This window comes from Alteromonas confluentis (genome assembly GCF_001757105.1).
GTDB classification, from domain to species: domain Bacteria; phylum Pseudomonadota; class Gammaproteobacteria; order Enterobacterales; family Alteromonadaceae; genus Alteromonas; species Alteromonas confluentis.
In genome coordinates this window covers 79,653-93,367 of sequence record NZ_MDHN01000029.1, presented here as the reverse complement: position 1 = coordinate 93,367, position 13,715 = coordinate 79,653, and the positions used below count along the sequence as shown (strand labels likewise).

Below are 13,715 nucleotides of genomic sequence, written 5' to 3'. Positions count from 1 at the left end.
AATTATTCATAAAATATGGCGGACACGCAGTCATGGAACGGACGCGCTTTTATCAAAAAGGGACATTGATTCTTTTTGTCCTTCTATGCACAGTTATTTGGCCGGTTCAAGCGAACCATTATTGGAAAGATGCAAATGTCTATTTTGACGGGTTCTCAACGGGCATAATTCGTGACATTGAATATGCTGAGGACGGACTCTGGCTAGGAGCTGAGAATGGCCTCTTTCGCTTAGCAGGAGAGGAAGCAGAAAGATTTGAACTCCCTTATCTCACATCCGGCTATATATCTGACTTAGAGCTAACAGTCGAAGGGGATATTTGGCTGACTGTCTATGGTACTGGTATCTTTCTCAAAAGAAGAGATGGTGCGATAGAGAAACTTGAACAAGGTGAGGCTTTTCAATCCGCTTGGCAAGTTCACGATACCGGAAGCACACTACTCGTTCTGACGGTTGGAAGTGTTTTGATTTATGATAAAAGAAGCTCAGAAATTGTTCGTAAAATTGATGGGCTAACTAAACGAAAATTCGATGGCTTCCCTTATATCTTTTCTAACAAGGAACATACGCTAATTATCGAAGGCAGCGATGTTTTGCACGCACAAGACTCATCATTTAAGTTTGATGAGTATGAAATTGAAAAATACTGGCCTCGCCTCAGTACAGTATCTCATATTGCCCACCATCGTAATGTATACCATGTAGTAGGTCCGGAAGGGGTCTATTCCGGTTCAAAGCTATTTGAACCCGAAATATATCGATCTGCGGACAGGCCTTTAAAAAATATCAAACTGGTAACATCTATTGATGACACGGTTACGCTTGTTGGAAATAGTCTTTCAAAGTTAACAAAAACCAAGGTTGAGGCTGTTCGGTGGGTCAGAAATTTATGGGATGATCAGGAAATAGGTACAATTACATCTGCGACTGAGTCGGAAGATGGTGATATCTATATCGCATCGTCTCAGAAAGGCCTGATCTACATTCCGACTTTCTTTGATGCAATTACTACAAGTGAACAGAACAGTGGCTTGCTCACCCGAGCTTTGGGCAGAATAGTCGATGGTAATAGCATTTCATCTACAAAACTCTACCGTAAACAGATAGATGAAGTTTGCGATATAGGAGTTGAAAAGCCGTTTTGTCAAAAGCAGCATCTCTTGGTTAGCGCTTATGGTGAAAATGATTGGCTCACTGTTGCTGTAAATAATAGTCAGAGCAACATTCATATTTACAACAGTGAGTGGCAAAGAACAGACCAACTAGACGTAGATTTTGAGATTCAGGATATAACTATAAGTGAATCAGGTGCAATTTATGCCCTATCCGAGACAAGTGAAATCTATGTTCAAATGTCCAGAACATCGTGGCGTAAACTTCCCATAGATCTGGCAAACACACTAAAATTCGATTGCTTCTTCTTTTCAGGTAAAAAAGAAATCTATCTCTGCTCGAAAACACGGGGGCTTTTCCTACTTGACCTTGATTCGGGAACCATTTCAACAGAAGAATTAAGTTCCAGTCACCGAGTGAAATATATCCGAAGTGGTACTTCTGACGCCGCAGGTACTTTATGGATCGCAACAAACTCAGGGCTCTTTTTCAAAAACATCAAAGGCGACTGGATGGTGCTAAATCAGTCAGACGGTGTTAAAGATATCGATTTTGAGTATAAGGGGTTAGTCGCCGCTAAGTATGCAATCTTCACAGACGGGGATATTTATAACTACCGTGTGAATAGCTCTGCTTTTGCAAATAGAATAGATAGTAGGCAAAGACGCGCTAGCTCTGCTGTGATTAGAGTTATAGATAAAAAATCAGGCAAAGTCATAGAGAGTGCGGAGAACAACGTTTATGACCTTGTTCAGGGTGATAGAGAGGTCATGCTGTATGCCTTTATAAATAACTACATATTACGACATGATCTGAAGCTTGAGTACTTACTGTCAGGTGAAGGTGATTGGGTATCGTCTGAGAGTACTTATATAAATCACGATCTTAGTACGTTATCGCCAGGTACTCACACAATAGCCCTAAGGGTAAGCGATCCACGTAGCTACGCTAAGCAACTCGAAACGCTAGTGACACTTCATATTCTCCCACCATGGTGGCGTACTTGGCAGGCGATGATTGGTTATATTATTGCGCTGATGGCTTTAAGCTATCTGGGGTATCGCAATTACCTTCATCGTGTCAGCGAGCAGGGGGAGATGCTATCCAAGCTGGTGGATGAGAAACATACCGCATTAGAAAACAGCGGCGAGTTTCTAAATCATGTTTTGGGGCAAAGGCAGAGAATTATGGCCAATTTGTCTCACGAAATCCGCACACCGCTTGCTCTAGTGGTTGGCCCGATAAGCCAAATTATGAAATCCCCCGCTGATGCTGAAGTGCCTGAACTACTTGATACGGCAAATCGCAACGCGCAGCGCATTCAGGTGTTGGTCGATCAGATGCTTGAGCTGGAAAAGCTCGACTATATGCGCAGTCGACCTAAACAGCTTTACGACCTTGACCACGATATCCCCAAAATTACCTACGATCTTAAGCCATTTGCAGCAGCCAAAGAGCAGACATTGTCAGTCAAGTGTTCTACCGGAAAATCAATTCTGCTGTATGAGGATTCCCTCGAAAAAATACTAAGTAACTTGGTTTCTAATGCGGTGAAATATACCCACGTGGGGGGCAATATCACGGTTAAGATCAGTGAGCGTTCGATGCAATTACTCATTGAAGTTAGCGACAATGGGCAAGGTATTCCCGATGATATGAAAGGGAAAATTTTCGAGCGTTATGCGCAACTGGATAAAAGTAAAGATGGGGTGGGTGTCGGACTTGCACTGGTTAAAGAATTGGTCAACGTTAACGACGGCCATATCAAATTGAAGTCATCGTTGGATGAAGGCACTAGCGTAAGCATTTGGTTGCCCTTGATTAATACGGAATATCAGCAAAGTGAGGAAAATTCGGTTGTCGCCGCGAATGAGCCAGAACGTCCGGACTACGATGTCATGTTAACGCCGCCGTTGGAAGACAAGCTCATTTTGATTGTCGACGATAACGATGAGTTGCGTCACTACCTACATAAACAAGTCAGAAGCCATTATCATTGCTTAGTCGCAGGGTCAGGCAGACAAGCGTTAGAGATTGCATCTCGCATGCGACCCGATCTCATCGTCACAGATTATAAAATGCCGGGTATGGATGGACTGGAATTAATTGTGAAGGTAAGAGAGCAGTTTGACGAGCTTCGCATACCAGTCATAGTCATGTCGGCATTTGGCGACCCTAAGAGTATTCGCGATGCGCTTTCAGCCGGCGCTGATAGCTACTTAACGAAACCCGTGGAATCTGAGCTGCTCCTGCTACGAATCAGGAACGTGCTTGAAAGACAGCAGATCCAAATCGTCGAGGTGAGTACAGAAAACTCTGATGATGAAGCGCCAACTCTACCTGATTTTGTGAATGAAAAAGATCAGAACTTCTATTTTAAATTCGTTAACACCTTAGAAAGTAACTACACAGAAGAAAGCTTTAATAGAGCAGCTATGGCCAGCGAAATGGCGGTGAGTGAAAGACAGCTTTCCCGTAAACTTCGAGCAATATTTGATAAAACGTTTAACGAGCTGCTGAAAGAATTCCGCTTGGATCAGGCAAAGCAGATGCTGGCAGAAGGTATGCAGGTTACTCAGGTAGGACTAGAAGTGGGCTTCTCTTCGCCTTCTCAATTCAGTCGCGTGTTTCGTGATGTGCTCGACATGACCCCCACACAATATCAGCAGGAAAACGTAAAGCCTGTGCGAAGGACAAGCCAACTTTAAGCATTTCCACTAATTTATACTTTTTACTAATACGTTTCCCCCCGGTATATTTGGTAAAAAGTGCGTCTCGCAACAATAAAACCAACAAGCGCGACCGGAAGGCATGAATAGCAGGGCAGAGACCATTGCAGCATGCGGCCTACAATACGGACATAAAAAGACGCCACCACGGCACAAATAAATCCAAATTCATTTAGTACAATCAGGACATCAATATGCGTAACTGGCTTTTAGCTGTTGCTTTACTCTTGCCGTACCCGGCGTTTGCTCAGGCGTCTGCCGACACTGGCGACACCGCCTGGATCCTCACTTCCACCGCACTGGTATTGTTCATGACCTTACCGGGCCTGTCATTTTTCTATGCCGGCCTGGTGCGCAGCAAAAACGTGCTTTCGGTGCTGATGCAGTGCTTTGCTATTGCCTGTGGCGCATCGCTTATCTGGCTGATTGCCGGTTACAGCCTGGCATTTGGTGAAGGGAATAGCTTCATCGGCGATTTCTCAAAAATGTTCTTAGATGGTGTGGGCAAAGACACCCTTTCCGGTACCATCCCTGAGGTCTTGTTCTTTATGTTCCAGCTTACCTTTGCGGTTATTACGCCTGCGCTGATGGTGGGCGGTTTCGCTGAACGTATGAAGTTTTCCTCGGTACTGATTTTCGCGCTGGTGTGGCTGGTGCTGGTGTATCTGCCGGTATGCCACTGGGTGTGGGGCGGCGGTTGGCTGGCGCAGATGGGCCTGCTGGACTTCGCTGGCGGTACGGTAGTACATATTACTGCAGGTGTGGGCGCACTGGTGGCTGCGCTGGTTGTAGGTAATCGTTTGGGTTACGGCAGTGCCAACCTAATTCCGCACAACCTCACTATGACGGTAGCCGGCGCCGGTATGCTGTGGGTTGGCTGGTTTGGCTTTAATGGTGGTAGTGCTGTAGCGGCGAATGGCGATGCGGCCATGGCTATGCTGGTCACGCATATCAGTGCGGCAGCCGGTTCACTGGCGTGGATGACCATTGAATGGAAAAAATACGGCAAGCCATCGGTACTGGGCATTGTTACCGGCATGGTAGCTGGCTTGGGTACAATTACCCCAGCATCTGGTTATGTGGGCCCAGCGGCGGGTCTGGTGATTGGTCTGCTTGCCGGTGTGGTGTGCTTCTACTGCACAAACCTTATCAAACAGAAGTGGAAAATTGACGACTCGTTAGACGTATTTCCCGTACACGGTGTCGGCGGTATTTTGGGCACTTTTCTGGCCGGTGTTTTCTGTTCACCCGATTTGGGGATATTCAGCGGCTACGGCTTTGGTGGTGATAACACGTCAATCAGCGAACAGCTAACAGTGCAATTGATCGGCATTGTTGCGGTATTCGCCTATACGGCCGTGGTGTCCTGGCTGCTATTGAAAGTTGTCTCGGTGCTTACAAATGGTTTACGCGTGAGCGAAGAAGTTGAGCAAAAAGGATTGGATATTTCCAGCCACGAAGAGCGTGGTTACAATCTGTAATACACAATCTGCCGCCCGGGGTCTCTGGGCGGTAATCATGTTCTTGTAGCACATCAACCCAAACTCCTCAGCACGATAGCAGTTCACATTCCAACCTCAGTGTGTAAAAATCATGTGAAATGTTACCGATAACGTTAACGCTTTCTTCTTCAAGGAATACTTATGAAAACGAATTTGTTTGCCCTGTCTGCATTAGGCTTGAGTTTACTGTCTCCCGTGGCGTTGGCCATGGATGCAAGCTTTGCAAAAGACGGCGTAGTGGTTAACGGGGCTGCCGATGATGCTGTTTGGGAAACGGCACAGTGGTACCCGCTAGAGCATTTGATGGTGGGCACTATGCCCTCCAAAGAAGATTTTTCTGGTCGTTTTAAACTGGCATGGGATGAAGGTAAGCTCTACTTGTTGGTGGAAATGCTCGATGACGTGCTGATAGATACGCATCCTGATCCTAAAGATAAGTACTGGGACGATGATGCTCTTGAAGTCTTTATCGATGAAGATGCGTCTGGCGGCAACCATCAGTACAGCTACAATGCGTTTGCTTATCATATTGCATTAGACGGCAATGCAGCAGACTTTGGCGACAAAGGCGATAATGACGGCGTGGTGTTGTTAAACGACCACGTGACGAGTGTGTTGCATCGCGCTGAAGCAGCGCCATATACCATTACCTGGGAAGTGGCTATCGACATTTACGACGATTCCTTTACCACGGCGAAACCGGGTAAACCTGTTACGCTTAGCGAAGGCAAAGTAATGGGGTTTATGTTGGCTTACTGTGATAACGACGGTAGTCCGGAACGTGAACATTTCGTCGGCTCACACGAAATCACGCCAGTAGATGGCAGTAAAAATTTGGGTTATATCGATGCGTCGGTATTTGGAAAAATCACCCTGACAAAATAGTCCTGAATGACAGGATATGCATACGCGTTCTGCGAATACAACAAGGCCGCCAGAAGTTTACTTCAGGCGGCTTTTTAGTTGTTGGGCAACAACAGCAGACTCTTCGGCTACCTTTTTTTGATCATTCGAAAATGGGTGCTGCGCCAGTTCGCACATCAGTGCAGGAATATCATTCAGCGGCAACACGTGTGATGGGTGGTCGTTGAGCACGGCATTTAATGGCAGGTAAGGTGCGTAAGCGTCTTCTGGCGATTGTGCCACAGTGATGCCACCCTGTGCAGACGTTTCACGCAGGCCAGCAACTCCATCATCAAGGTTTCCGGTAAGCAGAATACAGATAGCCCGTTCAGTGTATTCTTTTGCCGCCGACTTAAACAAAAAGTCGATAGAAGGGCGCCAGTAGGAAAAATCAGGCTCTTCATAAAAGCGAATGCGATTGTCCTCTACGCCAATGTGCAGGTTGTCGGGGGGCAGATAAATGTGACCACCGCGAACGACTTCTCCGTCTTCCGCATTTTTCACGGTAAGCTGGGTTTTCGCCTGAAATACCATTTGCATATCGCCGCCTTTCTTGTCGCTGTCTTTAATTCGATGCAGCAACAAAAAAACAGGGGCAGGAAAATCATCGGGTAGTTTTTCTACCAGAGAGATAAACGCTTTTACACCGCCAAGAGAGGCACCGATAAAATAAACCGGGCCTGGCTCAGGGTACCTAATCTTCGTTTTTGGTGTTTCTTCCATTCAGGTATCTTAAAAGAATTTCATGTAAGTTGGTTATTTCTACGGGCTTAGGCAAAAAATCGCTCATACCGGTTTTTAAACAACGTGCAATGATATCCTGGTGAACGTGGGCCGAGACTGCGATTACGTCTGTTTTGCTCGCAATGTCGGGCTTCTCTGTGGTCAGCACTTCAAAGAATTCGAAGCCATCCATGACGTCCATTTGCAAGTCTAGCAAAATGACATCGTAGTGCTGTTTGTCTACCTGTTCTAGCGCTTGCTCGCCATTCTCTGCAACATCGTAGGTCAGGCCGAGTTCTTCCAGATACGTAGTAAGAATAAAGACGTTAGCGTCGTTATCTTCCACAACTAAAACGCGGGTATCGTCGGCGGTGGCTAACTTACTAATTTGCTTGTCAGACTGGGGGCGTTTTTCCATAACGGCTTTGGGCGTTTGCAGTGGCAGTGTGATAGTAAAGGTGGTGCCCGCATTCTCTTTACTGGAAACAGAAATCGTGCCGGCCATCAGCGCCACTAACTCTTTAACGATCGACAGACCTAATCCAGACCCGCCAAAGCGTCGTGCAATACTGGAATTCGCCTGGGTAAATTTCTCGAAAATCTGCTGCAGGTTTTCTTCCGACATACCGATGCCGGTATCGGTAACTTTGAGCAGCAGGCGATAAACACCACTATCCCAATGTCCACTAAGAGACACTTTGACACTTCCTGACTCGGTAAATTTAATCGCATTGGACAGCAGATTGGTGACAATTTGTTGTATTCGCAACGGGTCGCCGATAAATGCATCGGGCAGATCTTCACTGAAGTTCGCTGAGATTTTGCGGTCTTCTCTGTCGTTATCAACTGCGTAAAGCTCAATTAAATCTTCAACTAAATCTTTCGGTGAAAACTCCGTGTGTTCAAGCGATAGTTGGCCTGATTCCAACTTGGCAAAATCGAGCAGATCATTGAGCAAATCTTTTAGTTTGCGGGTAGCGTTGTCGAGGATCTTAAGTAATCGCTCTCGCTTCGAATCGTCGTCAACGCTAAGGCCGAACACCTCGTTCACACCGACAATTGCATTTAGCGGGGTGCGGATTTCATGACTGACATTCGCCAGGAACTCCGTTTTTGCCAGGTTAGCACGTTGCGCCTGCTCACGTTTTTCGTCGAGCTCGTGTTGATGATTAACCAGCACGGTGTTATCGATAAAGCTGAAAATAGCGCCTTCAACTTTGTTGTTAGTTGAAAAGTAAGGAGTAACCTGGAGGCTGTAGTATACGTTTTCGCCTTCCAGAGGGACGGTTAACTCTTTACCGGAATCAGTCACGCCATCGACCAAATCACGCACTTTAACGCCGTCGAACCGCTCGCGGATACGCTCGTTAAAGTTGTCCAAATCGGAATTTAGCTTAAACGTTGCTTTGGCAGCTTTGTTGGCTCGTACAACCGTGTAGTTGCTATCAAGATAAACCAACGGGAAAGCCAGAGAGTTTTTAATGTTGACCAACTCATTGGTCACTTGCTCAAGCGACGTGGTTTTGTCATTGAGCTGATCGTTCATTGTTACCAGTTCTTCGTTGGTAGATTGAAGCTCTTCATTAGTGGTTTCCAGTTCTTCGTTGGAAGATTGTAACTCTTCGTTCGACGATTGCAGCTCTTCGTTCATCGACTGCAATTCTTCGTTTGATGTTTCGAGTTCTTCCACCACGGTTTGAATATGCTCGCGAGCCATAGATAGCTCGTCTTCAAGCTCTTTTATGCGCGCAGCACTCTCGTCAAGAATAACCGCAGTCGATTCATTGATGGCTTCAGCTGAGCGTTCGAAACAGACCAACAGAAACTTTTCGTCCTGCTCCTCAATCTGAACCGGCAGCACCTTCATTTTAACCTGATACTTCTTGCCATCAATCGTCATGCGGCGTATTTGACTTTCAGACTGCTTTTTCGTGCGGGTGACTTTATAAACCAGTGGGCGAATTTCGTGTCTGAACATTTCCAGCACGATTTCACTCAGGTTAAACGACGGCTTTCCTTTCGGAAACTTGATGTAGTTGGTGCTATTACCATAAGTATGTTCTACATCCAGGTTATCGTTTATCAGAATGCAGGCATCGCCAAGCTGTTCTACCAAGGCGTCGGGTAGTTGCGGAGGCTGGCTGGTATCCGTAGTTCTTGCCGGCATTTCAGTTAGTCTAACCGACGCCTTTCCACTTAAATGAAAACGCTGCGGGTTATAGGAAGACACGCTTCGTTTTTGAAAAATCTTTTCCTGTGAATTAACGGCACGGAAAATATCCGTAACCTGAGAGGTACTTTCAGATTTGCCCAGGAATAAGTGTCCACGGTCTCGCAAGGAGTAGTGGAATATACGATACACTTTTTTCTGCAATTCCTGATCGAAGTAGATAAGCAGGTTGCGGCAGGTAATGAGATCGATACGCAGGAACGGTGGATCATCGATGATATTGTGACCGGAGAACAAGATAATACGCTTGATCTCATCAATCACTTCATAAGCATTGCCTTTCTTGCGGAAATACTTCTCTTTGAACTGCTGCGGTACATCTGCCATGGATGCTTCGCTATAAATACCACGGCGAGCAACGGTGAGCGCATCGGTGTCGACATCCGATGCGAAAATTTGGTGCTCTTCGCTACTCAGTTTCTCTACGCCACCGAGTGCCTCACACAGCATAATCGCTAAACTGTAGGCTTCTTCACCGGTTGCGCAGCCTACCACCCACAATCGAATAGGATCGCCATTACTCTTACTGTCTTTAATCGACTCAAGCATTGGCGCAAGTTGGCTAAAAGTATTGGGGTCGCGGAAGAAGTTAGTAACGGAAATCAGAATGTCTTTGTAAAGCAGGCGCACCTCTTCGCTATCGTCACGAATCAAATCGACGTATTCCGAGAAGCTGTCGACCTTCCGCGCCAGCATTCTACGTTCGATGCGTCGTTGCAAGGTAGCCTTTTTATAATGCTTGAAAGACACGCCGCACTGCTTTCTGACAATACTAATGAGTTCGAGGAATCTATCCTGAACCTCTTCACCTTCGATTTTGATTTGCAAATCTCGGGGCAGTTTAGTGCTGAGGTCGTGTAGATGAACGCCGATATCTGACGGATTCAGTACAAAATCAACGCAATCGGTGTCTAGCGCTGCGCGTGGCATGCCATCGTATCCGGCAGAGGTTGGGTCTTGTGCGTAGGTTACGCCACCTGACGCTCTGATCACTTTAATTCCGTGCGCGCCATCTGAACCGGTTCCAGATAATACAACACCAATGGCATGCTCCCGCTTTTCTTCAGCAAGTGAGACAAATAAGGTGTTAACGGAAGGCTTCGCAAAGTTGGCGGAATCCAACTCAGAGAGATAAATCTTTTTTCCTTTAACCCGAACATCATATTTTGGCGGCGTGATGTAAATCGTGTTCGGTTGTGCCTCAATACCGTTGGTAATGGTTTGCACTTTCAGGCGTGTTTCCCGCTGAACCAGCTCAGTAAGCTTACTTTCATGTTTAGGCGAGAGGTGCTGTGCCACAATGTAAATCATATTTGCATCGTTTGGCAGCTGCTCGCAGAGGGTTTGGATAGGTTCGAGTCCGCCCGCGGATGCACCGATCCCCACCCAGTAATAAGCTTTTTCATCAGAGCTTGTAGTCATCTAAATATCATGTTCAACAAGAAAATATGAATCTAATACTATCATTTAGTTTAACGAGATCCATCATAAACGGCCGAGTGCATGACAAACTGCTGACTCACCTTTTTGCTGAGTATTCAGACAAAAAATGATGCTGATACTTTTGCATTTAACTATGGATGGGGGGTGACTAAATCATACAAATCGGCAATCGTGCTGTTCACCTTCTGACTGGTTTCAAGAACAGCACCGTGCGCATTGACTGCGCTTACACTAAACAGCACATTCTCCAGCGGATACTGGATTGTCAGGCCAGTGGTATTGGTGCGACTGAGCGTGCGAGTTTTCAGTAATGCAAAGGTGTCGCCTACTGCCACGCCATCGGCAGCCCCCATACCGATTACCAGGTTATCTTCGAGTTTGTCTGCGACTTGCGTAACGGAAGGTTCACACGTAATGATATTGGCGATATCCGTTACCGCTGCATTCACCGTATTTAACACAATTCTGCCGTAGTCTTTGCGCCAGAACAGGCTGTTGTTGGTGTCTACTTGCTGGCCTTCCGGATAATTCCAGTCGGCTTCTGAATGGTAGCTCTCCTGGAAAAGCAGTGAGCTTCGATAAGCATCCACCACATACACGTCCAGAGTGAAGTTTCTTCTTAGCGCGCTTTCGTCATCATCCGTTATATCAAACTGCTCGAACAAGCTGATATCACGTATATATCCGAAGATAACGAACTGACGCCCCTGGGTTTGTGCAAGGTAGGAGGCTTTATCATAAATGATTTGTGGAGTCAGAGAATTAAACGCCGCTCTTGAAGCAAACGCTTTATCTAGTAGCTGCACGTTCATGGCCTGTTGCTGCCGCAGTAATTGCTGCTCGAAGCGCTTGCTGATTTGGTTGCCGAAGTCATAAATATCGCCATAGGCTGCCTGCCGGGGGCGTAAAAGCTGAAGTTGGGTAACCAGCACCGAGCGATGATATTTATCACTTTCACAAGAGAATAGTGGCGTGATGTTTACTCTAACCACCACATGCAATGTGCCTTCGGTTATTGTCTCATCAATAATTTCCACCCGCTGTATACGACCTGTAGAGTGAATTTCAGCTTTGCTGCTTACCAGTAGCCCGTTCAATACCACATCTTCTGCGGTGATCACACTGCCTGATTTAAACGACGCATCAGCAATGGCATTTTTTATTGCAACTAACCTAACGTCATCTAATGGCGCATCTTTTACCATCAGAGAGGCTTCTCCCTGTACCCATTCGGCGCGGGAAACAAACGACATAGCAGAGAGAACGAAAAGTATGGCTAAAGGAAAACCACGAAACATAAGATTACCCGAAAATGGAGAAGAGTTTGCCAAGCAAGCTGCGCTTCTGATTATCTTGAAGCTCCCCTTTTCCGCTGTACTCAATTAATGCGTTCCCGACTTTAGCGGAACTAACGGTATTGTTTACATCAATATCGCGAATCCTTACTTCGCCGGAAAAGCGAATGAATTCCTTACCCTGATTCATCGTGATCCACTTTTCACCGGCCACCACCAGGTTATCGTTCGGCAACATCTCAACCACATAAACGGTAATTTGTCCTTCCAGCGAATTCGACTGGCTCGTATTGGCTGAGCTGTTAAATTCGCCACTTTGCTGGTGGTCCATGTTCAGGTCATCATCGCTGATGTGTATCGGGCCGGCATTCACGGTTAGCGGTTGAATCTGAAAACGGGTGTTTTTGTCTTCGTTGTAATCGACTGATTTTTGGGATGAAGTCTGCTCATCGAGAGAGATCAGGATCATGTCTCCTACACTGAAATTGTGATGCAGTTCATACAAACCCGCTGCATGGGCGGGGTCGAAGAGCGAACCGGTAGGTACGCTTACCACTGAAACTTTCTCGCTACGGGGCGGACGAAAGGCCGCCTCACCTGGAGAAGCCTCTCGCTCGCGGGTATCGACAGAGCGTTGCGATACATTTGGATTCGTTGGACTACTTGCAATAACTTGCGCTTCTTCAGAAGGCGTTTGGCTGCATGCCGCAATATGTAAAGAAATGAAAAGAATCAAAATTTGGCATCGTAATTTCATAGCTGCGTCGCTCGGTGTCAGGTTTCTGACAATAAATATCGTTAATCATAGGGAGAAAGTGCCGCCGTCCTTTGCGAACCCGAATTGAATACTAACTGAGGTTTTGGCTTACAGCACAGCTGTAGCTTATTGATTTTCAGTACCTTTACAGAGTTTACAATGCCCGCTGGGTAGGGGGATTTATGCAAATTTTAGAGACGATGAGCGGTTACATCACGAACACCGTTGATGTGGGCGACACTATGGACAGTACCCTATCGACGAGTGATTCAACACTGACCACTGCGACGGAGACGGCAGATGGTTTTACGGCAATGTTATCTACCCTTACGTTGGGAGATACCAATACCAGTGCGAAGTCAGATGAATTGGTCTCTGGCATTCAATCGGCGTTTATGCGCTCTTTGGGGCTGGGGGAGGGCGTAGATGAAGCGCTGAACTTACTGACTTCTGATGAAGGCTTAGCCAAACTTCAGGGCTCTCTTTTGTCAGTGTTGAAAACCGATTTACTAAAGTCAGCTGTTTCTGCTTCTTCGAGTGATGCACAAGGCGTGACTGAAGAAGTGGTTGAAACGGAATCGGTAGACAGCGAAAACATGGCGTCTTCTGACTGGGCCACCTTTTTAGATAGCGCTTTTGGTGAAGATGGCGTCGACTGGAATGATGGCTTCGATGCGGTCAATCTGCTGCATCACATTCCGTTAGTGTCTGACTTTTATCAGAATGTATCTTCGAGTCATATTAGTGCCGCATCCGATTTAGCTGGAAGCTTTCTGTATGGCGGCCCTGCAGGGTTGGCTTATTCGGCGGTAAATCTGGGTGTAAAGGAAATGACCGGAGATTCCATCACAAATCATTTATGGTCGGCTGGCCATGACTGGTTGTTCAGTGAAGAAAACACAGGGACAGATGAGAGTGTGACAGAAGGTGTGGTTGGTGAACACGGTGAGGCTGTAGCGCAGTCGGCATACCAGTTCGCGAGGCGGAAATTCGATGCAGATTAAGCGGCAACAACGTGCC

The 13,715-nt window shown here is 46.5% G+C and carries 8 protein-coding genes; 4 read left to right on the top strand and 4 right to left on the bottom strand.

Features of this window, described 5'->3' with window-relative positions; genetic code table 11:
• The first annotated feature begins 32 nt into the window (after positions 1-32).
• From BFC18_RS12120 to BFC18_RS12110, 3 genes are all read left to right on the top strand, one after another.
• Complete coding sequence (locus tag BFC18_RS12120; protein WP_070125819.1) at positions 33-3,821, top strand: hybrid sensor histidine kinase/response regulator transcription factor; 3,789 nt, start codon at positions 33-35, stop codon at positions 3,819-3,821.
• Positions 3,822-4,036: 215 nt separating this feature from the next.
• A complete protein-coding gene (locus BFC18_RS12115; RefSeq protein ID WP_070125818.1) occupies positions 4,037-5,323 on the top strand; it encodes an ammonium transporter in 1,287 nt (428 codons plus the stop codon).
• Positions 5,324-5,485: 162 nt separating this feature from the next.
• The gene (locus tag BFC18_RS12110) at positions 5,486-6,229 is read left to right on the top strand and encodes a sugar-binding protein (RefSeq protein WP_070125817.1); all 744 of its coding nucleotides are present in this window, start codon (positions 5,486-5,488) and stop codon (positions 6,227-6,229) included.
• Positions 6,230-6,286: 57 nt separating this feature from the next.
• On the opposite strand, the gene BFC18_RS12105 is transcribed toward BFC18_RS12110, so the two are convergent.
• The 4 genes from BFC18_RS12105 to BFC18_RS12090 all read right to left on the bottom strand — a co-directional run bounded on the left by BFC18_RS12105 (position 6,287) and on the right by BFC18_RS12090 (position 12,695).
• The gene (locus BFC18_RS12105) at positions 6,287-6,970 is read right to left on the bottom strand and encodes a chemotaxis protein CheB (protein WP_070125816.1); all 684 of its coding nucleotides are present in this window, start codon (positions 6,968-6,970) and stop codon (positions 6,287-6,289) included.
• Positions 6,942-10,622: a chemotaxis protein CheB gene (locus tag BFC18_RS12100; protein ID WP_070125815.1), complete on the bottom strand. Its 3,681-nt coding sequence runs from the start codon at positions 10,620-10,622 to the stop codon at positions 6,942-6,944. The genes BFC18_RS12105 and BFC18_RS12100 overlap by 29 nt, the downstream gene beginning before the upstream one ends.
• A 152-nt stretch (positions 10,623-10,774) precedes the next feature.
• Positions 10,775-11,941, bottom strand: a complete 1,167-nt coding sequence (locus BFC18_RS12095; RefSeq protein ID WP_070125814.1) for a flagellar assembly protein T N-terminal domain-containing protein — start codon at positions 11,939-11,941, stop codon at positions 10,775-10,777.
• Between the two features lie 4 nt (positions 11,942-11,945).
• Positions 11,946-12,695, bottom strand: a complete 750-nt coding sequence (locus BFC18_RS12090) for a flagellar basal body L-ring protein FlgH (protein WP_070125813.1) — start codon at positions 12,693-12,695, stop codon at positions 11,946-11,948.
• Positions 12,696-12,877: 182 nt separating this feature from the next.
• On the opposite strand from BFC18_RS12090, the gene BFC18_RS12085 reads away from it, so the two are divergent.
• Positions 12,878-13,699: a hypothetical protein gene (locus BFC18_RS12085; RefSeq protein ID WP_070125812.1), complete on the top strand. Its 822-nt coding sequence runs from the start codon at positions 12,878-12,880 to the stop codon at positions 13,697-13,699.
• Positions 13,700-13,715 lie beyond the last annotated feature (16 nt).